Here is a 22,865-nt window from a genome sequence, read left to right on the forward strand (position 1 = left end):
CCTCGCTTTCACATTAAGGCATAATTTGGGCCAGCATGGAGACGAACTCGGCTCGGGACGCTTGCTGATCGGGCTTGAAGCTTCCGTCGGCATAGCCGGTAATCCAGCCTTCGGCTTTCATCTGCTTCAAGATGCCGACGCCCCAATAATCGTCATCCACATCGGTAAAAGGAACCGCTCCCCGCACTTTGCCCGATTTATTCATGCTTCGCGCAATCATGGAGGTCATCTCCATCCGGCTAACCGGCTGATCGGGAGCAAACGTTTGGTCAGGATATCCGTCAACGATGCCGCTCTGCGCGGCTCGCGCAATATCCACATAAGCCCAATGACTAGGCGATACATCCTTATACTGAATGTTTTTTTGCTTACTGAGCTTAAACGCCCGGCTTAAAATGGCCGTCGCCTCCGCGCGGGTAATCGGAAGATCCGGGCGGAACGTATAGTCGTCATAGCCGTTAATGATCTGCTTGCCGCTCAGCTCAAGGATGTTATCCTGCGCCCAGTGGCTCTGAATGTCGCTGTACCCGCCCAGCAGCGGTTCGGCATGGACGATCAGCTGATACAGATCGCGATCGAACGGCTCGCTCGCCGTCAGCTTCAAATAATACGTGCCTGAAGGCAGCCGCTGATGCAGCTGAATCGCGGTTTTACCGTCCCCGCTGCTGACAGGCTTCATGCTTCCGTCGTATAAGTTCGCAAACATAGTCACGCCGGACGGAATGTCCGTTATATCGGTTTGAACGTAGCTGTCGCCGGAAATCTGGAACTGGAACCAGTCGATATCGTCCGCCTTATCCATCAAGCCGGAATATTCCGTATCCAGCGATATCGTCGTCGATTGATACGATTTATTATTAGGCTCGTTAGGATCAATCTGCTTGGCGTCGTATTCAATATCCAGCGTGTACTCCCCCGTTACGGGAAACGCATATTCCTTCACGTTGCTCACGCGGATATAATAGCTGCCGGGAAACACCTCGGGCAGTACCAGCATCTCCGTAACCCCGTCTCCGCCGTCATCGACCGTAACTCCCTTTTCTCCCTGCTTTTGCACGTATAATACGGGGTCGATCCTGGCCGTATCCGTGCTGAGACGGATCGTCAGCATACCGGATTGTTCCACGGGGAACTCAAACCAATCCTGGTCGTTCATCTGATGGAATGTGCCCTTGATCGTCTGACTTCGCGAAGGAATGACGTAAGCTTTGTACTGTTTATCGTTATCCTCAAACTGATCGGCGTAGATGTCGAAGGACGTCGTCAGCTTGTAAGGCACTTCTTCCTTCTTGCCACGGTCGCTCAAATGAAGCTGCAAATAACTGCGCCCTTTGCTTACTTTGAGCGCTACAGGCTTCCCGGGAGCGGCAGTTACTCCGGTAAACGTTCCTTTGGCATCCGTATGCTGAACGTCCACCGATTGTCCCGCTTCCAGATCGAAATTCAGATTGACCGTACCGTCATAAGGAGCGTCAAAATAAAACCAGTCCTGATCCGATCCGCCCGTAAACGAGGCTGCGATCATTTGGCTGACGGACAGCGCCTTCGCTTGATCTTTCCGGTTGTTCGGCTCATACATGTCGAGCAGCGGCGTCTCGGTCAAAGCACGGTCCGCCCTAAGCAGTCCGTAGCCGGTGACCGCGTCCCATCCAGGCACCATCAGGTCGTCCGCAGTTTGGCGCAGCAGCTGGCGTATTTGGTAAGGCTTCATGTCGGGATATTTGTTCCAGACCAGCGCGGCGACCGCCGCCACTTGGGGAGCCGCCATCGAGGTGCCGTCCTTGTATTCGTACGTGCCGCCGAGCGCCGTAGTGAACACATCCCAGGGGGCGACCAGGTCGATCTCCGGACCCGAATTGGACCGGGTATCCGCAATATGATCCGGCGTCATCCCCCCTACGGCGAGCACCGTAGAATAAGCGGCGGGATATCGTACCCGATTGCCTTCATTTCCCGTAGCGGCCACCAGCAGTACGCCCTTCTCCTCGGCATACTTGACGATATCGCTCATATATGTCGAATATTTATTTAATCCCAAGGACAATACGACAATTTTCGCGCCATGATCGATAGCATAACGAATGCCTTCGCCGAGCTTAGCCTCTCCGCCGGAACCGTCGGCCTCCAGCGCCTTGATTGGCATAATCTTGGCATTCCACAAAATGCCGGAGACGCCTTGATCGTTATTCGTTACAGCGGCGACGACGCCGGCCACGTTGGTGCCGTGCCCGTTATCGTCCTGAGGGGGCAGCTTCGGATTCATCAGATTGACTCCCGGAACCAGATTCCCCTTCAGATCGGGATGATTCAAATCGACGCCCGTATCGACGATCGCTATTGTAATATTCGGGTTTCCTCGAGTCACATCCCAGGCATCCGCAATGTGAATTTCATTTAAGTATTTTTGCTTTTCTCCCAGCGGATCGTTAGCCGTCGCCCCATCGCCTGTCCGGCAAAGGCAAACAGCATCACAATACCAATGACCCAATGAACGAATCGGCGAGTAACGGTTTTATGTAACATGTCCATGGTTCCTTCTTTACTTAATTGGAGTAGCTTTACTAATTCGATAAGGGGGGTGGGTTTCCTGCCGTATTTTCTGAAAACAAACTGGCAAATAATGGAGTTTTATTGAATGTCGTTTAAGGTTTTTTTAAGCTGCTCTTAAGCCTTCTCATTGTACCATTTATCACAAGCCCAGTCATGTAATTTTAGCCCTAAAATAAGGCATATTAGCATCACTTTCGGCCGTTTTGACCGCTTTAAGCGAAATGAATAATTCACAGCTTCCATTCTATAGATTTATCGTTAAATCTGCGCTTCGTTTGTATTTTGGGCGGACTCTTTCAACACGAATTTCGAAGGCGGCCGCTATCGCTTCTCTCCTTACCCAGGGAAACACGAAATTTTATAAATCCTATAAGAACAAATCCCCCAAAAGCCATCCATGCCGCTACGCGGCACCACAGACAATGGAAATGGGGTACCAAGAGTAATTTCCAGGGTAGTGATGTGATGCTCTGAAGCTTATTCCGTCCGCATCCAGCCTAAGCTGGATCGGCGTCTAACCATTCCTCTGGGATCGTTCTATGGGTAGACATTACCTTTGGGGGAGCCCCCGGATATCCACAGGATATGGCTGCGCATCATTTCCTAAACAATGAAAAAAGCCCAATCATCCAGAACCGCAGGACAATTGGACTTATGTTCAGAGGCCTCAGCCTTAGCTGAAGAAAAACAAATCTTGCGTCAAGGCGAATATCCGGTCGATCCAGCCCAGCACCCATTGCGGCACGATCCCGAGCAGCAAGCTGGCTCCCGCGCATAACCACAGGGTGATACCCAGCGGTACGGGCACGATGACGTCGCGGGACTCGAAGTCCGTCCGCATGAACATCTGACGGATAAACCCGAAGTAATAGTAAAACGAAGTTACGCTCGTGGCGATCATAACCGCCGCTAACCAGTAATGCTGCGTCTGCAAGGTACCCAGCATAATGAACAGCTTCCCGAAGAACCCGCCGGACAAAGGCAATCCCGCCAAGGACAGCAGCAGGAATACGGCAGCTACGGCCGTTCCGGGCGCGCGGTAGTACAAACCCGCCAAACCTCCGATCGATTCGTCGCCCGTGGAACGCTCTATAATCATAAGCAGAGCGAATATGCCGATGTTCATAAACAAATACGCAATCAAGTAAAAGGCGAATTCTGCGAAGTTCGTATAATGCACCATCGAAAATTGCGTCGAAATGGGAACCAGCAAATAACCCGAGTTGGCAATCCCCGAATAAGCCAGCAACCGTTTCAGGTTATTTTGCCTAAGAGCGGTGAAATTACCGAGAATCATTGCCGCCGCTGCGACAACCATAAGCGCGAGCAGCATATCTCCATGGAACGGCAATTCCATTAACGAGCCGATTCCGAATATGCCGTACAGCACTCGGAACAATATAGCGAAGGCCGCCGCTTTAGATACAACGGCCAGAAAAGCCGTTACCGGGGTCGGCGCTCCTTGGTAGACGTCAGGCGCCCACATATGGAATGGCGCCGCCGCTATTTTGAACCCGAAGCCTGCGAGCAGCAGGAAAAAAGAGACGTATAGGAACGGCAGCATCGCCTGCGCGTTTTGCCCGAGCGCGGTATTGATCTCGGCAATGCTGGTGGAACCGCTCATGCCGTACAGGAAGGACATGCCGTACAAAATGATCGCCGACGAAATCCCGCCCAGCACAATATACTTGAACGATCCCTCGTTCGAACGCAGATCTTTCTTACGCATCGCCACCAATATGTACGAGGTGATGCTGAGCAGCTCAAGACCGACGTACAGCGTAATGAGATCGCCGGAGGAAGCCATAATCATCCCGCCGAGCGTAGCCGGCAAAAGCAGGTAATAAAACTCGCCGACATGCGGCACTTCCTCTTCCTTCACGGTGCCGAAACTCATGAACGTGACGAGGCCTGCGCCTGTGAGCAAAATCAGCTTCATGATACCGGCGAAATCGTCGATGCGATAGCTGTAATCCAGCAGCTGCTTCGGTTCGGCAGGATTCAAATAACCGATGACGAATAAGCCGGAGATGATGATGCCGACCAGCGATAACCAACCCAGAATCGTCCGGTTCGTCTGCTTGGGCATCAGAAGATCGAGCAGCGATAAGATGACCGCAGCAATAACCAAAGTCAGCTCCGGTGCCAAGTATCCGAGATCGCTCCATTGGAGACGTAGTTGTTCCACCGGTCTAACCCCCTATCTTCACTACGGATTGAATGAACTGATCGAAGCTGCTGACGGTTTGTTGCAGCGGATCGCTCAGCACCGCAGGATAAATGCCCAGCACAACGATAAAGGCAGCCAGAGTGACCATTGGAATGGCCTCCATCAGACGAGCGTCGCGCATACTGTCGGACGGGAGCGCCGGCGGCCCGTAGGTCATGCTGAGAACCCCCCGAAGGACATACACAGCGGTCAATATAACGCCGACCGTCCCAACGACCGTAATGATTTTGGCGGTCTGGAACAAACCGACGAAAGCGAGAAATTCGCTGACGAATCCCGATAATCCCGGCAAGCCCAGCGAAGCCATCCCGGCCAGCAGCAAAATCCCGGAAAGAAACGGCACATTTTTGGCCAGCCCGCCGAGCTGGTCCAGCATCGTCGTCTGCGTCCTCTCGTAGATGGCGCCTACGAGCAGGAACATGAGGGCCGAGATCAAGCCGTGAGAGACCAGCTGGAATACGGCGCCGCTCATTCCTACCGTATTGAAGGCCGCGATCCCCAGCAGCACGATGCCCATATGGCTAATACTGGAATAAGCCAGCACCAGCTTAAAATCCTTCTGCACAAAAGCCAACACGGCCCCGTACAAAATATTGATAACCCCCAGCACCGCCAGCACTTTGGCCCATGCCGTCGCCTGCTCGGGAAAGAGCAGTACGCCGAAGCGGATCAAGCCGTAAGCGCCCATTTTCAGCAAAATGCCGGAGTGAATCATAACGATAGACGGAGGAGCTTCGGTATGGACCCGCAGCATCCACGTGTGGAACGGAAAAATCGGCAGCTTGATGCCGAACGCCACCAGCAGCATGATGAATAAGGTCCATTTCATCGCCCCGCTTAAGAAGAACGGGTTGCCCTCCAAATCGCCCTGATTGACGTAGGAGCCCTCGCCTTGGAACAGATGGCCTGTAATGACGCTTAAGTCGCCGCTGTAAAAGATCGATGTCCCGCTATCGTTGGACACTTGCCCGAAGCCCGCCGTACAAATAAGAATGAGAAAAGCGATTAGCATGATGGCCGAGCCCAAACCGTTATACAACAAAAATTTGTTGGCCGCCCGTTCGCGTTCCATATAGCCCCATATGCCGATCAGGAAAAACACCGGAATCAGCGTAACTTCGAAGAAGACGAAGAACAAGAACAAATCCTGCGCCATAAAGACGCCGAACATCCCGGTTTCCAGCAGGAGGAACAGAATGTAATACGACTTCCATCTTTTCTTAATGTAGATGGATGCCAGAGCCGCCATGGAAGCGACCAGTGCGGTCAGGAATACCAGCGGCAGCGACAGTCCGTCGACCGCCATCGTGTACTTGAATTCAAGAAAGAACGACGTCATCTGATTCAAGCCCTGGGCTTCATGATTGAGCGGTATTCGAATCCAGCTGTAATCTTCCTTGAACTGCATGCCCTCCAGTTGGTGATTGAAGACCGCGTACAGCCATGCCGACAAAATCAGCGGGATGAAGGTCGCGGCAATTCCGACGGTCTTGATCCAGCGGCCTTGATGCTTCGGCACGAAGAGCAGCACCAGAACGCCCAGCAGCGGCGAGAAGGTTATCAGCGATAAAATATGTAAGCTATCCTGCATGGATAAACCTCCTTCCTGCTATAGCCAGCACCAGAATGAGCAATCCGAGCAAAGTCGCAAGCCCGTAGGACTGCACCTGCCCGCTCTGGAGACGGGAGCCGACGCGCCCGATTCCGACGACCGAGTAAGCAGCCAGCCTCACGATGCCGTCGACGACATACTCGTCGAACAGATTTAAGATTAATCCGAGAAACTTCAAAGACCTGACGAAGACCGCCTGATAAATCTCATCGATATAATATTTGCGGTTGAGCAGCCAGTACAGCCATGGTGCCCGGCTCGATACGACGTCGCTCGGAATCGATTGCTTCACATAGATCAAATAGCCGAGCCCGATCCCCAGCAATCCGACCACCGTAGACAAGATCATCACGACGGCGTTCGCATGCTCTTCCTCCGCATGACCGGTCAGCCAAGTGCCGAGCCACGGGCTGAACGGCGTGAACACGAATCCTGCGACAACGGCCAATACCGCCAACACGACAAGCGGCAGCGTCATGCTGGCCGGCGACTCGTGCACCTTCTCCTGATGCCGCGGTTTGCCCAGGAAGACGAGGAAGAACAGCCTCGACATATAAAAGGCGGTGAAGAAGGCGGCAATGAGGCCGACCCAGAACAGCAACGGGCTATTCGCATAAGCTTCCGAAAGAATGGCGTCTTTGGACCAGAAGCCCGAGAACGGAGGAATTCCTGACAGCGCCAGCGCGCCGATGCCGAACGTCCACGCCGTTATTTTCATTTTCCGGCCGATGCCGCCCATCTCGTGAATATCCTGCGTATGCACGGCGTGAATGACGCTGCCCGCGCCGAGGAACAATAACGCCTTAAAGAACGCATGAGTGAAAAGGTGAAAAATCCCGGCCGTGTAAGCAACCGAAGTCCCGATCCCCAGCGCCATCATCATGTAGCCAAGCTGACTAACGGTGGAGTAGGCAAGTATCCGCTTAATATCGTTTTGCGCAATCCCTATCGTAGCTGCAAAAATCGCCGTAAACCCGCCTATACACGCAACTACCATCAGCGCCGCCGGAGACGCCTGGAATACGTCGAAGGTGCGCGCCACCAGATATACGCCCGCCGCAACCATCGTCGCCGCATGGATCAGCGCACTGATCGGCGTCGGCCCTTCCATCGCGTCAGGAAGCCACGTATGCAGCGGAAACTGGCCGGATTTGCCGACCGCTCCGACAAAGATCAAGATGGCGATCCATGTGGCCATGCCGCCGGATATTTTGCCGCTGCTGAACGCATTATGAATGGACGTGAAGTCTAGCGCATGATTCGGCATCGCCCAGAACAGCAGCAAAATCGCGATCAAGAGACCTACATCGCCGATTCTTGTCACGATAAAAGCCTTTTTGGCTGCGGCGCGAGCTTCCGGCTTGAAGTACCAGAAGCCGACCAGCAGGAAGGAACATACGCCCACCAGCTCCCAAAATATATACAGCTCCAGCAAATTTTCCGAAATGACAAGCCCCAGCATAGAGAACGTAAACAAGGCTATGTATGCAAAAAATACGTTGATCCTCTCGTCGCCGTGCATATACCCTTTGGAATACAAATTGACCAGCAAGCTGACCAGCGTCACGATGACGAGCATCAGCGCGTTTAAATTGGTCACTTCAAATCCCATATTGAAGGAAAACGTACCGAGATTGATCCAATGCAGCTTATTCCACGTATAATCTTCAATTTGCCCGCCCAGCCGTTCGATGAAAATGAGCAGAGACACGACAAACGAAGCGAAAACCGCAACAATGCCGATATAAGCGCCCGCTTCTTTCAATTGACGCCCTACTGCCGTCAGGAGCAGAAACGAAAGCAGCGGAAACAACGGGATAAGCCAGGCATACTGCGAGTAGGCCGATATCATGAATTTATGTCCTCCTCCTACAAGTTTGCGTCAGCAAGCTTACCTCGGGCTCCCGAGTAAGCCCGCGCCCGCAAGCTATCGTTTCAACGAATCCATCTCGTTGACATCCGTCGTTCCTTTGTTGCGGTAAAACGCAATCAAAATCGCTATGCCGACCGCAGCCTCCGCCGCGGCTATCGTAATGTTAAACAGCGAGAAAATTTGCCCCGTCAGGCTAGGCTGAACGCCCAGCTTGGAGAAGGCGACGAGATTCAAATTGACGGCATTGAGCATAAGCTCGATGGAGAGCAGCACGATCACCGCATTTTTTTTGGATAAAGCGCCGTACAAACCGATACAAAACAGGATGGCAGCAAGAGTCAAATATGGGGTTGCCGATCCGGCCATGCTTTTAGTCCTCCTCTCTCTTCGCCACGACGATCGCACCGATGAAGGCTACGGTCAAGAGCACCGACATCAGCTCGAACGGAATGACATGCCGTTGGAACAGCAGCTTGCCGATCTCCAGCGTGTTGTCCTCCGCCGCCTTGAACTCGCCGCCGGGCAGCGTCACGTTTTGGATCGCATAGAAGAGAATCCCGAACAGCGCCAGCGCGCCGATAAACAGCAGCGTGTTATAGACCGGACGCTTCGGCTCCTCTTCTTCGCCCTGATGCTTGGTCATCATAATCCCGAAAATCATCAGAATCGAGATGGCTCCGGCGTAAATGAGCACCTGCACGAAGGCGACGAACTCCGCATTCAGAATGACGTACAAGCCGGCCAGGCTGATAAACGTCAGCGCCAAGGCAACTACCATGTGGACGACCTTATTGAAGCTGATCATGAAAATCGCTCCGCCTATCGCCATCAGGGCAAAAATGAAGAAGGCGATATTTTCACCGTTTGACAGAAACGCCGCAATATTGGCCAGCATCTTATTTCGCCCCTCCTTTCGGAAGCGCCGAATTGTTCTCCTTGCGCACATTCACATTGTTCTCGTTCAGCCACTGCAAATTTTTGAACAAATCGTCGCGGCTGTATGCGCTCAGCTCGAAGTTGTTCGTCATGACGATCGCTTCGGTCGGGCATACTTCCGTACACAGGTCGCACAAGATGCAGATTTCAAAGTTAATATCGTACGTGTCGATCACCTTGCCCTTTTTTTCGGGGTCGGGGTTCGGCTTGCCGGTTAATGTAATGCATTCCGTCGGGCAAATGCGCGCGCATTGATTGCAGACGATGCATTTGTCAGGATCAAAATGCTGAATGCCTCTGAACCGGTCCGGCATCTCCAAGGGGACGTCGGGATACGCATAGGTCACTTTTTTCTGCGTCATGCTTTTCAGGGTAACGCCGAGACCTTTGACTATGCCTTTCATGATTTCTCACCCTTTCCAAAGCATCATGGTTTATTTAAAAAAGTAAACCGACATCACAGGCCCGATACTCATGTAAATCGCCGTTACGAAAATGTTGATCAGCGCCAGCGGCAGCAGCACCTTCCAGCCGAGCCCCATCAGCTGATCGACCCGAATCCGCGGCAGCGTGGCGCGAATCCAGAACAGGAAAAACACGATGAACGCGAACTTCAGCAAAAACCAGATGATCCCCGGGATAAAATCGAGGAACGGAAACGGCGACTGCCAGCCTCCGAGAAACAAAGTCGTCGTCAGTCCGGCGATGGCGAAGACGTACACATATTCCGCCAGCATGAAGAACGCGAACCGGAAGCCGCTGTACTCCACGTGATACCCGGCCACAAGCTCCGACTCCGCTTCGGGAAGGTCGAAAGGGGTCCGGTTCAGCTCGGATACGCCCGCTATGACGAAGACGACGAAGCCGATGATTTGCGGCAGGAAGTTCCAATGCCAGAAGCCGCCTGCCTGATGCTCGGCAATCACATTCAAATTCAAGCTGCCCGTCATCATAATGATGCCGATAACCGAGATGACGAGCGGAATCTCATAGCTAATCATTTGCGCGGCGGAGCGCATGCCCCCGAGGAGCGCATATTTGTTATTGGAAGCCCAGCCTCCGAGCACGATGCCGATCGTGGAAATGCCCGACAAAGCCACGTAAAACAGCAAGCCGACGTTCAAGTCGGTGCTGATCAGCTTCTCCGAATACGGAATGACCGCTATGACGACGAAAGCCGGAATGAACGTGATAACGGGCGCGAGAATGAACAGCTCCCGTTCCGCCTTTCGCGGAATCGTGTCTTCCTTAATCAGCAGCTTGAATACGTCCGCCACCGTCTGCAGCAGCCCTAACGGCCCTACCCGGTTCGGCCCGATCCGAAGCTGCATCCAGCCGATCACCTTGCGTTCGAAATAAATGGCATACGTAACGAAGCCCAGAACAAGAAGCAACAATACGACGCCCCAAGCGCAAAAAATCGCAAAATTCGTCCACGTGAGCGGTTCATGCAATATACTGCTCATTAGCAGTCCACCTCCCCGACGACAATATCGATGCCTCCGAGTATTGTGATCAAATTGGTCATCGTCTCGCCGACGAGCAGCTTCGGAAGAATTTGCAGGTTGACGAACGACGGTCTGCGGAACTTCAGCCGATACGGCTTATCCTTGCCCTTGGATACGATATAACAGCCGATCTCGCCGCGAGGCGCTTCGATTCGGGCGTAAACCTCGCCCTCGGGCGCGCGAAGAACGCGAGGCACCTTGCCCATAATCTCGCCCTCGGCAGGAAATTGCTCTACGGCCTGCTCCAATATGCGCAGCGACTGCCGCATCTCCTCAAACCGGATTAAATAACGGTCGTAGCAATCGCCGTTCGTCCCAACGGGAACGTCGAACTCGAAGCGGTCGTACAAGCAGTAAGGCTGGTCCTTCCGAAGATCCCAATTGACCCCCGTACAGCGCAGATTGGCTCCGCTCAGCCCGTAGGCAATCGCCGTCTCCGCATCGTATTTGCCTATGCCCTTGATTCTGGCGAGAAAAATTTCGTTGCCGCTGACCAAATTGGTGTACTCATCCAGCTTATCCCTCATATAAGGAATAAAATCGCGAACCTTCTCGATCCACCCCTCCGGTGCGTCCCATTTCACGCCGCCGACCCGCATGTAGTTATAAGTCAGACGCGCACCGCACAGCTCGTTAAACAAATTGATGATGATTTCCCGATCGCGGAATGCATACAAAAACGGGCTCATCGCCCCGATATCCAGCAAATAGGTGCCCCACCATACCATATGACTGGCAATCCGCTGCAGTTCCATCACGATGAGCCTTAAGAAATCGGCCCGTTCCGGAATTTCCAGCTGCATCAGCTTCTCCACGGCGTGAACCAGCACATAGTTGTTGGTCATCGCCGAAACGTAATCCATTCGATCGGTATACGGAATAATTTGCGTATAGGATAAATTTTCGGCGAGCTTCTCCGTCCCTCTGTGCAAATAGCCCATCACCGGGTCTGCGTGGGTTATAATTTCACCATCGAGCTTAACCACGATCCGAAATACCCCGTGGGTACTTGGATGCTGAGGCCCTACGTTCAACAGCAGTTCTTCCGTTCTAATCAAGAGACTCTACACCTCCGGGTCAAGCGGTTCATAGTCTTTGCGCAGCGGGTGGCCCACCCAATCGTCGGCCATCATAATTCTTCTCAAATCCGGATGTCCCGGGAAATCGATGCCCAGCAAATCGTATATTTCGCGTTCGTTCCAATTGGCGGTCGGCCAAATCGGCGTTACCGAAGGAATCGACGGAGCTTCGCGGTTCGTCTTAACCTTGATGCATACTTCATGCTTCGTATCCAGCGCGAGCAGATGATAAGCGACCTCCATATGGGTTTCTTGGTCGACGCCGGATACGTTGCGCAAATAGTTCATACGAAACTCGCTGTCGTCCCTCAGCTGTTCGGCCGCTGCGGGCCACAGTTCACTTTTAATGACTATATAAGGAAGATGTCCGTCCTTCTCGTTAACAAAAGCCTCCTCCACCGCCGCATCGCCATGCTGCGCCTTCAACAAGGCAATCCATTGATCCAGCCGCGGCTGATTGGGAGACGGCTGCTTAGGCGCAGCCTCTTCGCCCTCCGGCTTTTTGGCACGTGCGTTCGCTCTGGCCGCGCGGGCTTCCGCCGCCGCCTTCGCTTTGGCTTCTTTCTCCGCGTCCGAAGGAACGGCCCGTTCGGCGGCCGGAGCATCCGACGGCTCCTTGCCCGGATCAGCCGCAGCCGGCTCCGCCCCATCGGCCGCCGCCCTGGCCCTCCGGCGCGGGGCAGCTTCCGGCTTCGCGGAAGCTTCCGTGCCTGCCTCGCCGCCGGGTTCATCCGGCTTGGCCGCAGCCGCTGGGGCCGCTCCTTCCGGCGTCTCGGCGCTTGCAGCCGGCTTCTGCTCCTGCTGAGCCTGCACCTGCGCTTCGGCAGCTTCCGCCGCCTTGGATTCAGGCTGCTCCGAAGCTTGAGCCTCCGGCTCGGGCTTCGCTTCCTCGGCGGCCGCCTCCGCCTCCTTCGGCTTCACGGCTTCCTCGTCCGCCTTCGGGAGCATATCCTTCTTCTGTTCATCGCTCATCGATTCGTCACCTGCTTACCGGTTTTTGCCTCGTAGCGGATCTTTTCCTGCAGCTTGTTGATTCCATAGATCAGCGCCGCCGGATTCGGCGGACAACCGGGAATATAGACGTCGACCGGTACGACCTGATCGACGCCCTTGACCACCGCGTACGATTTGACGTACGGACCTCCCGCCGTAGCACAGGAGCCCATCGCAATCACCCATTTCGGCTCCGGCATTTGCTCATACAAGCGGCGCAGCAGCGGCGCCATCTTCTTCGTCACCGTACCGGCGACGATCATCACATCGGACTGTCTGGGCGACGTACGGAAAATAACGCCGAACCGGTCAAGGTCGTAATGGGAAGCCCCGGTCCCCATCATCTCGATAGCGCAGCAGGCAAGACCGAACGTTAGCGGCCACAGCGAGTTGCTTCGCGCCCACGCCTTGATTTGCTCCAATGTCGTCATAAATACATTACGATCCAGCTCTTGTCTCTCTTCCGGGGAAATCGACTCTAAATTGAAGTCCATTGCAGCACCTTCTTCTTCCAAGCGTAGATTAACCCAACCACAAGCAGCCCTACAAAAATGCACATCTCTACAAGCGCAAACAAGCCTAATTGCTTATACGCAACGGCCCATGGGTACAAAAATACAGTTTCCACATCGAAAATAACAAACATCAGCGCAAACAAATAATAGCGGATATTGAAGCGCACATGGCTTTCGCCGACAGGCTCATTACCGCTTTCATAAGTGGTATACTTCTCCTCCACCGGCTTGTTCGGGCGAAGCCATCGTCCCACTGTAAGCGCTACAATTGGAAGCAACACACCAAGCACGAGAAAAATCGCAACGACCACGTAACTGTTCATGTACATCGTGAACGATCCGCCTCCCATTTACGTTTTGGAAAGTATGTACTCCAGCAAGCATGTGCAGACTCATCGTGCTGAACGAGGAGGGCTTGTTCTGTTCTTGTTTCCATTGTAAGCGCGAACAAGATGAATTTCCCTGCAGACTCATCTAACGATACCTTATCATGCACAACACTTCTGTTAATATATGTCTAAGCAATTATATCAAATGCCTGTTGGGGTGTCTAATATTTCCTGTAAGAAACAAATCCCCCAAAAGTGACGTGATGCTCTGAAGCTTATTCCGTCCGCATCCAGCTTCGGCTGGTTCGGCGACTAACCAATCCCCCGGGATCGTTCTATGGTTAGACATTACTTTCGGGGAGCCCCCGGATATCCAAAGGAAATTGCTGTGCATCATTTCCTATAACAAAAAAAGCGAAGGAACCCGGTTCCTCCGCTATTTCTTTCGTTCCAACTTCTATTTTCTCCCAAAAACCTCGATCCGATTCAATGCTTTTTGCAAAGCCAGTTCCGCCCGTTTGAAATCGTAATGGTCCTTTTTGGACGCCAAACGTTTCTCCGCGCGTTCCTTGGCCGCCTTGGCACGCTCGATATCGATTTGTTCCGGCAGCTCAGCGCTTTCCGCCAGAATAACCACCTTATCTTTGCGGACTTCCATGAAGCCACCGTTCACCGCAATATAATGATCTTTACCGCTTTGCTTCACGGTAACCGGCGCAACTCTCAATGGAGTAACCAAAGGAATGTGATTCGGCAGAATACCAAGCTCTCCATCGACGCCCTTGACGATAATCATGTTTACCTCTTGAGCAAACACTTTACGCTCGGGAGTTACAATTTCCAGCAGGAAAGTACTCACTTGGATTCCTCCTAAGAACCTTTCTTTACGAAAAGTCCACTTCGTAGGCATAAATCGAGCCTATTCGAGCATAGCCCGTTCTTCAGCCTCTAGTACACCAGTATCTTTATTGGCTCGTTCAGGCATGATCGCTCATGCCTAAACGACGTCATATTACAATGTTTTCGCTTTTTCGATCGCTTGCTCGATCGTACCTACGTTATGGAAAGCCGGTTCCGGAAGATCGTCATGCTTGCCTTCCAAAATTTCTTTAAAGCTGCGAACCGTTTCTTTAACTGGCACATACAATCCAGGAATACCGTTGAACGCCTCGGCCACGTGAAGCGGCTGGGACAAGAACAATTGAATCCGTCTTGCGCGGAGTACGACCAATTTATCGTCGTCGGACAACTCGTCCATACCGAGGATTGCAATGATATCAAGCAATTCTTTATAACGCTGCAAAATTTTCTTAACGCCTTGCGCTACGTTGTAGTGCTCTTCACCAAGAATTTCCGGCGTCAGAATACGGGAAGAGGATGCGAGTGGATCTACCGCAGGGAAAATACCCATCGCCGCAATGTTACGCTCCAAGTTCGTCGTTGCGTCCAAGTGAGCGAACGCCGTAGCCGGAGCCGGGTCAGTATAGTCATCCGCAGGCACGTAGATCGCTTGGATCGACGTAACGGAACCTTTTTTGGTCGAAGTGATACGCTCTTGCAATTGACCCATTTCAGTTGCCAGCGTCGGCTGGTAACCTACCGCCGAAGGCATACGGCCGAGAAGCGCGGATACCTCGGAACCCGCTTGGGTAAAGCGGAAAATGTTGTCGATAAACAAAAGAACGTCACGGCCTTCTTCATCGCGGAAATATTCCGCCATCGTCAAGCCGGTCAAAGCTACGCGCAAACGCGCGCCAGGAGGCTCGTTCATTTGCCCGAACACCATCGCGGTTTTGGAAATAACGCCGGATTCTTTCATCTCGTGGTACAAGTCGTTACCTTCGCGAGTTCTTTCGCCTACGCCGGCGAATACGGAAATACCGCCGTGCTCGGAAGCGATGTTGTGAATGAGCTCCTGCATCGTTACCGTTTTACCTACACCGGCACCGCCGAACAGACCGATTTTACCGCCCTTCGCGTATGGAGCCATCAAGTCGATAACCTTGATCCCGGTTTCCAGAATTTCCGCTTGCGTCGACAAATTGTCGAACGCCGGAGCTTCCTTATGGATCGGGCTGGTCAACGCGCGGTCCACTTCGTCCACGCCGTCGATCGGATTGCCCAATACGTTAAATACACGGCCCAGAGTAGCCGCACCGACAGGAACGGTAATCGCCGCACCGGTATCGACCGCTTCCAAACCGCGAACCAAACCGTCGGTAGAAGACATCGCAACGCAGCGAACCAGATTGTCGCCCAGATGAACAGCAGCTTCAACTGTCAGGTTGATATCATGTTCGCCTGAATTTTCCGCTTTTTTCTCGATTCTAATCGCATTTAAAATTTCAGGGAGGTGTCCACGCTCGAACTCAATGTCGACGACCGGCCCTGTGATATTCACAACGCGCCCTTTGCTCACTGTTTTCCCTCCTAAAAGCTCTGCCCTTGGACAAAAGCTGCTTCATATCATCGACTTCGCTCAGCTCGCAGCTTCGCGTCGCCGTAGCCGTTCTTCATTTATCGCTCAACTGCAAACCGTTCTATGCTTGTGCGTTCGCACCCGCAACGATCTCAGAGATTTCCTGAGTGATCGCCGCCTGCCGCGCACGGTTATAAGACAAGGTCAATCCGCTGATCATCTTCGTCGCGTTCTTGGTCGCGTTGCTCATCGCGGTCATTCTCGCGCCGAACTCGCTCGCTTTACCGTCCAGAACCGCGCTATAGATCAACGTTTCCGCATATTTAGGCAGAAGCACTTCCAACACGCCCTCCGGAGAAGGCTCGTACTCGTAGTTGGACACTACCGCTCCGCTCATATCTTCCATCGGCAGAAGCTGCTTCATTGTCGGTATTTGAGTAATTGCATTCACGAACTTGTTATACACCAGGTATAACTGGTCGTAAGAACCGTTCTCGAAATTCTTCACTGCAGCGGCGGCAACCGGTCTTATGTCTGCAAATGTCGGCGAATCGGAAAGACCTACGACTTCCTCAACGATCGAAATGTTGCGCTTGTTAAAGAAATCTCTTCCTTTACGTCCGATGACAAAGACGGCGTACTCGCTCGGAGAACTATGTCTCTCTTTGATTTCAGCCATTACTTTACGAAGCACGTTCGCATTGTACCCGCCGGCCAAGCCGCGGTCCGAGGTTACCACCAAATAACCGGTTCTCTTTACCTCGCGGTTTTGCAGCATCGGATGCTTGACGCCTTTCGTTCCCGCAGCGATGCTTCCGACCACTTCCTTCAGCTTATCCGCATAAGGACGGGCTGCTTCCGCTGCCTCCTGCGCTCTTCTCAGACGGGAAGCGGCGACCATCTCCATCGCTTTGGTAATCTGCTTCGTGCTTTGTTTGGACTTAATCTCGCGCTTAATCTCGCGCATCCCTTTTGCCATGCCTGTTCACCTCTCTCTCGAAGCTTCCCCCGCCTGGAGGAAAGCCTTCACTCGAAAAGCCTGTTAAAAGACTTATAATGGAACACCGAGCTTCTCAGCCGAGAAGCTCCGATGGTTTTATATGCTACGCGGATGGCGCGAATCCTTTTTTGAACTGCGCAATCGCATCTTTCAATGCGTTTTCGTTATCCGACGTCAAATCTTTCGTGTCGCGGATATTTTGCAGGACTCCGGCATGGTTGGATTCGAGGAACGCCAGGAATTCCGATTCGAAACGGCGAACGTCTTGCACCGGCAGATCGTCCAGATGGCCTCTTACGACGGTGTAGATCGAAACGACTTGCTTCTCAACCGGAAGCGGCTGGTGAACGCCCTGCTTCAAAATTTCCAGCGTACGCAGACCGCGGTCCAAACGATTTTTGGTCGCTTTGTCCAAATCGGAACCGAACGCTGCGAACGCAGCCAGCTCACGGTATTGGGCAAGGTCGGTTTTGAGCGTACCGGCAACCTTTTTCATCGCTTTGATTTGAGCGGAGCTACCTACCCGGGATACGGAGATACCGACGTTAACCGCCGGACGTTGACCGGAGTAGAACAGGTCGGACTCAAGGAAGATCTGACCGTCCGTAATCGAAATTACGTTCGTTGGGATATAGGCGGATACGTCGCCGGCTTGCGTTTCGATGAACGGAAGCGCGGTCAGCGATCCGGCGCCAAGCTCATCGCTCAGCTTAGCTGCACGCTCGAGCAAACGGGAGTGCAGGTAGAAAACGTCGCCCGGATAAGCTTCCCGACCCGGAGGACGGCGGAGCAGCAAGGACAGCTCGCGATATGCAGCCGCTTGTTTGGACAAGTCGTCATAAACGATCAGCACGTGCTCACCTTTGTACATGAAATATTCGCCCATTGCGCAGCCTGCGAAAGGAGCAAGCCACAGCATCGGAGCAGGCTCGGAAGCACTTGCCGTTACGACGATGGTATAATCCATAGCGCCGGCTTTGCGCAGCGTCTCCACTACGTTAACGACGGTGGATTGCTTTTGGCCGATCGCAACGTAAATACATTTTACGCCGTTGCCTTTTTGGTTGATGATCGTATCGATCGCAATCGCCGTTTTACCCGTTTGACGGTCGCCGATAATCAATTCCCGCTGACCGCGGCCGATAGGAATCATCGCGTCGATCGCTTTAATACCGGTTTGCATAGGCTCATGAACCGATTTACGGGCCATAACGCCTGGAGCCGGGGATTCAATAGGACGGAAAGCCGACGCATTGATAGGACCTTTGCCGTCGACCGGTTGTCCCAGCGGATTTACTACGCGGCCGATCAATTCTTCCCCTACGGGAACTTCCATAATGCGGCCTGTGCGTTTGACTTGGTCGCCTTCGCGGATATCCTTGAAAGGCCCCAAAATAACGATACCTACGTTGCTTTCCTCGAGGTTAAACACATAGCCCAGTACCCCGTTAGGAAACTCAAGCAATTCGCCCGCCATGGCGTTCTCCAAGCCGTGAGCGCGAGCGATACCGTCACCAACCTGAATCACCGTACCAACGTCAACGACTTGGATTTCGGATTTATATTGTTCAATCTGCTGCTTAATCAGCGTGCTGATTTCTTCCGGTTTGATACTCAAACTTCCTCACCCCTATCTACAGTGCTTGAGATTGATTCAACGTTTTTTTCAACCGTTCAAGCTTGCCGGCCAAGCTTCCGTCATACAGACGGTCGCCGATGCGCACTTGAATGCCGCCGAGCAAGCTTTTATCGAGAACCGATTCGACACGGATTTGTTTGCCTGTCACTGCGCTGAATTTTGCCGCGATGCTGCCAAGCTCCGTTTCGGACAAATCCACCGGCGTATAGACGGTAGCTTTCGCTTGACCGAGCGCGTCGCTTGCAATCGCCGTAAAATACGTTGCCAGCGCGTCCAGCAGCTCTTCTCTGCCCTTTTCGACAAGAAGCAGCAGCGTGTTAAACGTAATTTCCGACAGCTTGCCTTCAAAAATCGACTTGAGCATCGTCGCTTTCGCTTCGGTTCCGATTCCCGGATGCTTAACAAGCTTCGCGAAATCGCCGTTATCTCTCAGAACCGCAGCTACGGACTGCAGCTCCTCTTCCACCTGCGCGATCAAGTCTTGCTCTTGCGCAAGCTCGAACAGCGCTTTCGCATATCTTTTGGCTACGATCGTATCCTGGCTCATTGGTTGCCTCCTACCTCTTTCAGGTAATGCTCAACCAACTGCTCTTGAGATTTCTCGTCGATTTGTTTTTCGATAATTTTCGATGCGATCATAACGGACATCGCGCTCACTTGGCTGCGAAGTGCGGCAATCGCCTTGTTCTTTTCGTTCTCGATATCGCGAAGCGCCTCGTCTTTCAAGCGGGTAGCTTCGTTTTTAGCCTGCAGGATGATCTCATCCGCCTGCTTGGAGCTGGTCACTTTCGCCTGCTCGATCATATCGTAAGCTTCTTTGCGAGCTTGTTGAATCGCTTCTTTTTGCTCGTTCAGCAGTTGTTCGGATTCTTTGCGGTTTTGTTCCGCGCTTTGAATTTGATCTTGGATATGCGTTCTGCGTTTTTCCATCATACCGAACAAAGGACCGAAAGCATATTTGCTCAGCAGGAAGTAAAGAACCAGAAACGCGATAAGCTGAATAATAAACGTAGACGGAATAAAATTCATCTAAGTGTCACTCCCTTCTGAGAGGTTTACTGGTTACTGTTCAGCCCGAGAGGGCCACGCACAGCTTGCTATGGGCAAAACGAAGGCGGAGGCTACAAGGCTTCCCCGCCCATCGAACTATTTCAATACGAAAGTGAACAGTAACGCAAACACGAGGGAGATAACCGGCAATGCCTCGACAAGACCTACCCCGATAAACATTGTCGTTTGAAGCGTACCGCGAAGCTCTGGCTGACGGGAAATACCTTCGATTGCACGACCTACGATCAAACCGTTACCGATACCTGCGCCAAGCGCACCCAAACCAATCGCAATTGCTGCTGCAAGAAATTCCATGGATAAAATCCTCCTCAAAATGGTTAAATGTTTTTTATTGGATCAATCAGCCTGTAGTAAAGACTGTGTTTGATTTAGTGATCTTCTTTGTGCTCAATAGCCTGAGACAAGTATACCATTGTCAAAATGGTAAAGACGAACGCCTGAATGGCACCGACGAAAACGGAGAACCCTTGCCATACGATCAGCGGAATAACTCCCAACGGTCCTGCCATCAAGATAACGCCGATCAGAACCTCGCCGGCATAAATGTTACCGAATAACCGCAAGCCGAGCGTCAAGAGTTTGGAAACCTCTTTGATCACGTTCAGCGGGAACATCGCCCAATGCGGTTCCACATAGTGTTTCAGGTAATGCTTCGTGTTGCGGGTGAGACCCAGGTAATGGGACATCACGATAACCATCAGAGCCAAAGCCATAGTAACGGCAACGTCAGCTGTAGGCGACTTCCACCAAGCGATAGCAAGGTGCTGACCTTTCTCGTGAGCCTCGTTGAACACTTGCTCCGTAATGCCAAGACCCGGCAGCGGAGAAGTTACCTCCGTTGTAATCCCTAACGGCAAACCAAGCATATTGCCAACGAAGATAAACATGATCAAGGTAATGCCGAGCATAAGGAACGACTTTCCTTTTTTCATATCCATTGTGCTGGCAATCAATCCATGAACGAACTCAACGATCCACTCGACAAAATTCTGCATTTTCCCCGGTTTGTCAACGGACAAGCGGCTGGTGCCCACTTTTGCCAAAATAAATACGATCAAGCTGGTTACGACGATCATGATGATCGCGGACAAATCGAATCTGATACCGCCTAATGTAATAATGGGCAATTCATGCATGCAGTTTGTTTCACCCCTTTCCCAAAATAATGTTTTACTTCTTCCTTGCCTTTAAAGTAGAAATAATACCCAATAGGAGTGTTGCCATCTGTACGAAAAATAACCCTGCCAGCGTTGTCGAAAATGCAACCTGCTGCTCATACTTGTAGGCCATTAAAACGGCTAACAGCGAAACGGAAGCGCGGGTAATGAAGCCCAAATTCACTTTCCGGTTCGATTTTTCCACGACCGCTTTGGTCAACTGCTCGATTTTCCAGGCCAAGTACCGTGAGTTGATCATGCTGACGACCGTGCCGAGAATGAGTCCGGCAAAGTATACGCGGTAGGCAGGCAAAACGGCCCATCCCATAAAGCAGAAGGACAAAAAAAATATGGTCATTCGTTGAACCGTTTTCAGATGGGCAGAGAAATCATCCATTAGAGCCCCCTGTGTACTTACGAAGTATGAGGATGACACTGAAAACACCTACGAAAAAACCAAACATAATCCCGGCCACCAACCAGATCGACTGGCCGCCGGTCCAGTCACGGAGCAGATTGCCTATCCAGTAACCGGCCAACATGCATACGATTAAATCCGCACCAATTGCACTCACTAAAGCTACAGCGCGCCATGGATCATCATCAAATCGCTGGTTTTTCATAAGCCACCCTTATCAATCCTAGTATATTTTATCGGAGCAGTATCATTTTTGTCAATTACCGAAGTTTGTTAACTAACAGTGATCAAAATCACAAAAACCTTGATGTATCAAGGTTTTTTGCGATTTCAAACCAAACAGTGTAACTGTACGCTGTAACGTTTGTCATGAGATTGTCACGGTTGAAACGGTTCAGGCCTTGCGGAGCCTCGTCCGAAATGGTAAAGGATGGCTTGAACGATACGTTCCGACGCTTTTCCGTCCCCGTACGGATTCGCCGCCCGGCTCATTTTTTCATACAAATCGCGGTCGGTGAGCAGCGCTTTGGCCCGCTCGTACACCTTCTCTTCGTTCGTTCCTACGAGCTCCAGCGTGCCCGCATCGATTCCCTCGGGACGCTCGGTCGTATCGCGCAGTACCAGCACAGGGATGCCGAAGGACGGGGCTTCTTCCTGAAGACCGCCGGAATCGGTCATAATCATGTAGGTTTGCGGATACAGATTATGCAGCTCGAATACGTCTAACGGATCAATCAGCTTAATGCGCGGATGGTCTCCGAGCATCTCGTGGGCCGGCTCCTTCACGGCAGGGCTCGGGTGTACCGGATAGACGATCGCGATATCGTCGAATTCGTCGGCGATCCGGCGGACGGCGCGGAAAATTTGCCGATGCGGCTCTCCCTGCGCTTCCCGGCGGTGAGCGGTCATCAGGATAAGACGCTTGCCCTTCGCCCACTCCAGCACGGGATGCTGGAAATCTTCCCGCACGGTATACTGGAATACGTCGGTTACGGTATTGCCCGTAATGAAGATGGACGCCTCCGGCTTGTTCTCCTTACGCAAATTGCTCGCCGACAGATCGGTCGGAGCAAAATGAAGATCCGACAGCACGCCGGTCAACTGACGGTTCATCTCTTCCGGATACGGCGACAGTTTGTTCCATGTGCGAAGTCCCGCTTCTACGTGACCGACATTGATTTGCTGCATGAAGGCGGCATAGCTCGCCAAAAAGGTCGTCAGCGTATCGCCGTGCACGAGCACAAGATCCGGCTTTTCCTCGCGGAATACGGGGTCCAGCCCCTGCAGTACGCGAATCGTGATCTCGTTAAGCGTCTGCCGGTCTTTCATGACGTCCAGATCGTAATCCGGCTTAATACCGAACGTATCGAGCACCTGATCGAGCAGCTCGCGGTGCTGCGCCGTCACGCATACGAGCGATTCGATCTGTTCCGGATGCTTTTGCAGCTCCAGCACGAGCGGAGCCATCTTGATCGCCTCGGGTCTGGTCCCGAAGATAGTGAATACTTTCAACTTGCTCATGCCCGGTTCCCCCTC

At 52.5% G+C, this 22,865-nt stretch carries 24 protein-coding genes; all 24 read right to left on the reverse strand.

All coding sequences use genetic code 11. From position 1 onward, the window contains the following. Window positions 1-13: 13 nt before the first annotated feature. Window positions 14-2,365 carry a S8 family peptidase gene (locus SK3146_RS18345; protein ID WP_249860191.1) on the reverse strand — a complete coding sequence of 784 codons (2,352 nt, stop codon included), beginning with the start codon at window positions 2,363-2,365 and terminating at the stop codon, window positions 14-16. 29 nt (window positions 2,366-2,394) lie between these two features. Next, a complete protein-coding gene (locus tag SK3146_RS35020; protein ID WP_283942766.1) occupies window positions 2,395-2,523 on the reverse strand; it encodes a hypothetical protein in 129 nt (42 codons plus the stop codon). 700 nt (window positions 2,524-3,223) lie between these two features. Then, complete coding sequence (locus tag SK3146_RS18350; RefSeq protein ID WP_249860192.1) at window positions 3,224-4,738, reverse strand: NADH-quinone oxidoreductase subunit N; 1,515 nt, start codon at window positions 4,736-4,738, stop codon at window positions 3,224-3,226. A 4-nt stretch (window positions 4,739-4,742) separates the two neighbouring features. After that, on the reverse strand, window positions 4,743-6,371 hold the full coding sequence (locus SK3146_RS18355; protein WP_249860193.1) for a complex I subunit 4 family protein: 1,629 nt from the start codon (window positions 6,369-6,371) through the stop codon (window positions 4,743-4,745). After that, entirely contained in the window at window positions 6,361-8,244 is a 1,884-nt protein-coding gene (gene nuoL / locus SK3146_RS18360) for an NADH-quinone oxidoreductase subunit L (protein WP_249860194.1), read from the reverse strand. The genes SK3146_RS18355 and nuoL overlap by 11 nt, the downstream gene beginning before the upstream one ends. Before the next feature lie 75 nt (window positions 8,245-8,319). After that, the gene (gene nuoK / locus SK3146_RS18365) at window positions 8,320-8,631 is read right to left on the reverse strand and encodes an NADH-quinone oxidoreductase subunit NuoK (protein ID WP_249860195.1); all 312 of its coding nucleotides are present in this window, start codon (window positions 8,629-8,631) and stop codon (window positions 8,320-8,322) included. A 4-nt stretch (window positions 8,632-8,635) separates the two neighbouring features. Beyond that, window positions 8,636-9,160, reverse strand: coding sequence for an NADH-quinone oxidoreductase subunit J (locus tag SK3146_RS18370; protein ID WP_249860196.1), 525 nt, complete (start codon window positions 9,158-9,160; stop codon window positions 8,636-8,638). Window position 9,161: 1 nt separating this feature from the next. Further along, window positions 9,162-9,605: an NADH-quinone oxidoreductase subunit NuoI gene (gene nuoI, locus SK3146_RS18375; RefSeq protein WP_249860197.1), complete on the reverse strand. Its 444-nt coding sequence runs from the start codon at window positions 9,603-9,605 to the stop codon at window positions 9,162-9,164. Window positions 9,606-9,635: 30 nt separating this feature from the next. Continuing rightward, a complete protein-coding gene (gene nuoH, locus SK3146_RS18380) occupies window positions 9,636-10,667 on the reverse strand; it encodes an NADH-quinone oxidoreductase subunit NuoH (RefSeq protein WP_249860198.1) in 1,032 nt (343 codons plus the stop codon). Next, complete coding sequence (locus SK3146_RS18385) at window positions 10,667-11,767, reverse strand: NADH-quinone oxidoreductase subunit D (protein WP_249860199.1); 1,101 nt, start codon at window positions 11,765-11,767, stop codon at window positions 10,667-10,669. Before SK3146_RS18385 ends, nuoH begins: the two co-directional genes overlap by 1 nt. A 6-nt stretch (window positions 11,768-11,773) precedes the next feature. Continuing rightward, window positions 11,774-12,760, reverse strand: coding sequence for an NADH-quinone oxidoreductase subunit C (locus SK3146_RS18390; RefSeq protein ID WP_283942767.1), 987 nt, complete (start codon window positions 12,758-12,760; stop codon window positions 11,774-11,776). Further along, window positions 12,757-13,275 carry a NuoB/complex I 20 kDa subunit family protein gene (locus SK3146_RS18395; RefSeq protein WP_249860200.1) on the reverse strand — a complete coding sequence of 173 codons (519 nt, stop codon included), beginning with the start codon at window positions 13,273-13,275 and terminating at the stop codon, window positions 12,757-12,759. The genes SK3146_RS18390 and SK3146_RS18395 overlap by 4 nt, the downstream gene beginning before the upstream one ends. After that, entirely contained in the window at window positions 13,260-13,625 is a 366-nt protein-coding gene (locus tag SK3146_RS18400) for an NADH-quinone oxidoreductase subunit A (protein ID WP_249860201.1), read from the reverse strand. The genes SK3146_RS18395 and SK3146_RS18400 overlap by 16 nt, the downstream gene beginning before the upstream one ends. Window positions 13,626-14,082: 457 nt before the next feature. After that, complete coding sequence (locus tag SK3146_RS18405; RefSeq protein WP_249866357.1) at window positions 14,083-14,484, reverse strand: F0F1 ATP synthase subunit epsilon; 402 nt, start codon at window positions 14,482-14,484, stop codon at window positions 14,083-14,085. A gap of 153 nt (window positions 14,485-14,637) precedes the next feature. Next, complete coding sequence (atpD, locus tag SK3146_RS18410; protein ID WP_249860202.1) at window positions 14,638-16,044, reverse strand: F0F1 ATP synthase subunit beta; 1,407 nt, start codon at window positions 16,042-16,044, stop codon at window positions 14,638-14,640. Between the two features lie 121 nt (window positions 16,045-16,165). Further along, window positions 16,166-17,023 carry an ATP synthase F1 subunit gamma gene (atpG, locus tag SK3146_RS18415; protein ID WP_249860203.1) on the reverse strand — a complete coding sequence of 286 codons (858 nt, stop codon included), beginning with the start codon at window positions 17,021-17,023 and terminating at the stop codon, window positions 16,166-16,168. Between the two features lie 124 nt (window positions 17,024-17,147). Continuing rightward, on the reverse strand, window positions 17,148-18,662 hold the full coding sequence (atpA, locus tag SK3146_RS18420) for a F0F1 ATP synthase subunit alpha (protein WP_249860204.1): 1,515 nt from the start codon (window positions 18,660-18,662) through the stop codon (window positions 17,148-17,150). A 16-nt stretch (window positions 18,663-18,678) separates the two neighbouring features. Further along, window positions 18,679-19,230, reverse strand: coding sequence for a F0F1 ATP synthase subunit delta (locus SK3146_RS18425; RefSeq protein ID WP_249860205.1), 552 nt, complete (start codon window positions 19,228-19,230; stop codon window positions 18,679-18,681). Beyond that, window positions 19,227-19,712 (reverse strand): F0F1 ATP synthase subunit B, encoded by a 486-nt coding sequence (gene atpF, locus SK3146_RS18430; RefSeq protein WP_249860206.1) that lies wholly within the window; start codon window positions 19,710-19,712, stop codon window positions 19,227-19,229. Before atpF ends, SK3146_RS18425 begins: the two co-directional genes overlap by 4 nt. Before the next feature lie 117 nt (window positions 19,713-19,829). Then, window positions 19,830-20,048: a F0F1 ATP synthase subunit C gene (atpE, locus tag SK3146_RS18435; protein ID WP_144847632.1), complete on the reverse strand. Its 219-nt coding sequence runs from the start codon at window positions 20,046-20,048 to the stop codon at window positions 19,830-19,832. Window positions 20,049-20,122: 74 nt separating this feature from the next. Then, window positions 20,123-20,890 (reverse strand): F0F1 ATP synthase subunit A, encoded by a 768-nt coding sequence (gene atpB / locus SK3146_RS18440; RefSeq protein WP_249860207.1) that lies wholly within the window; start codon window positions 20,888-20,890, stop codon window positions 20,123-20,125. Window positions 20,891-20,924: 34 nt separating this feature from the next. After that, window positions 20,925-21,308 carry an ATP synthase subunit I gene (locus SK3146_RS18445; protein ID WP_249860208.1) on the reverse strand — a complete coding sequence of 128 codons (384 nt, stop codon included), beginning with the start codon at window positions 21,306-21,308 and terminating at the stop codon, window positions 20,925-20,927. Then, window positions 21,301-21,534, reverse strand: coding sequence for an AtpZ/AtpI family protein (locus SK3146_RS18450; RefSeq protein WP_249860209.1), 234 nt, complete (start codon window positions 21,532-21,534; stop codon window positions 21,301-21,303). Before SK3146_RS18450 ends, SK3146_RS18445 begins: the two co-directional genes overlap by 8 nt. Window positions 21,535-21,707: 173 nt before the next feature. Continuing rightward, window positions 21,708-22,850: a non-hydrolyzing UDP-N-acetylglucosamine 2-epimerase gene (gene wecB / locus SK3146_RS18455; protein ID WP_249860210.1), complete on the reverse strand. Its 1,143-nt coding sequence runs from the start codon at window positions 22,848-22,850 to the stop codon at window positions 21,708-21,710. Between the last annotated feature and the right edge of the window lie 15 nt (window positions 22,851-22,865).

The organism is Paenibacillus konkukensis (assembly GCF_023523925.1).
Lineage (GTDB): Bacteria > Bacillota > Bacilli > Paenibacillales > NBRC-103111 > Paenibacillus_S > Paenibacillus_S doosanensis.

Coding starts and splice junctions, on each gene's coding strand:
- SK3146_RS35020 (WP_283942766.1), bottom strand. CDS start 2,523: ATGTTACATAAAACCGTTACTCGCCGATTCGTTCATTGGGTCATTGGT.
- SK3146_RS18355 (WP_249860193.1), bottom strand. CDS start 6,371: ATGCAGGATAGCTTACATATTTTATCGCTGATAACCTTCTCGCCGCTG.
- nuoL (WP_249860194.1), bottom strand. CDS start 8,244: ATGATATCGGCCTACTCGCAGTATGCCTGGCTTATCCCGTTGTTTCCG.
- nuoK (WP_249860195.1), bottom strand. CDS start 8,631: ATGGCCGGATCGGCAACCCCATATTTGACTCTTGCTGCCATCCTGTTT.
- SK3146_RS18370 (WP_249860196.1), bottom strand. CDS start 9,160: ATGCTGGCCAATATTGCGGCGTTTCTGTCAAACGGTGAAAATATCGCC.
- nuoI (WP_249860197.1), bottom strand. CDS start 9,605: ATGAAAGGCATAGTCAAAGGTCTCGGCGTTACCCTGAAAAGCATGACG.
- nuoH (WP_249860198.1), bottom strand. CDS start 10,667: ATGAGCAGTATATTGCATGAACCGCTCACGTGGACGAATTTTGCGATT.
- SK3146_RS18390 (WP_283942767.1), bottom strand. CDS start 12,760: ATGAGCGATGAACAGAAGAAGGATATGCTCCCGAAGGCGGACGAGGAA.
- SK3146_RS18395 (WP_249860200.1), bottom strand. CDS start 13,275: ATGGACTTCAATTTAGAGTCGATTTCCCCGGAAGAGAGACAAGAGCTG.
- SK3146_RS18400 (WP_249860201.1), bottom strand. CDS start 13,625: ATGTACATGAACAGTTACGTGGTCGTTGCGATTTTTCTCGTGCTTGGT.
- atpG (WP_249860203.1), bottom strand. CDS start 17,023: ATGGCAAAAGGGATGCGCGAGATTAAGCGCGAGATTAAGTCCAAACAA.
- SK3146_RS18425 (WP_249860205.1), bottom strand. CDS start 19,230: ATGAGCCAGGATACGATCGTAGCCAAAAGATATGCGAAAGCGCTGTTC.
- atpF (WP_249860206.1), bottom strand. CDS start 19,712: ATGAATTTTATTCCGTCTACGTTTATTATTCAGCTTATCGCGTTTCTG.
- atpE (WP_144847632.1), bottom strand. CDS start 20,048: ATGGAATTTCTTGCAGCAGCAATTGCGATTGGTTTGGGTGCGCTTGGC.
- atpB (WP_249860207.1), bottom strand. CDS start 20,890: ATGCATGAATTGCCCATTATTACATTAGGCGGTATCAGATTCGATTTG.
- SK3146_RS18445 (WP_249860208.1), bottom strand. CDS start 21,308: ATGGATGATTTCTCTGCCCATCTGAAAACGGTTCAACGAATGACCATA.
- SK3146_RS18450 (WP_249860209.1), bottom strand. CDS start 21,534: ATGAAAAACCAGCGATTTGATGATGATCCATGGCGCGCTGTAGCTTTA.
- wecB (WP_249860210.1), bottom strand. CDS start 22,850: ATGAGCAAGTTGAAAGTATTCACTATCTTCGGGACCAGACCCGAGGCG.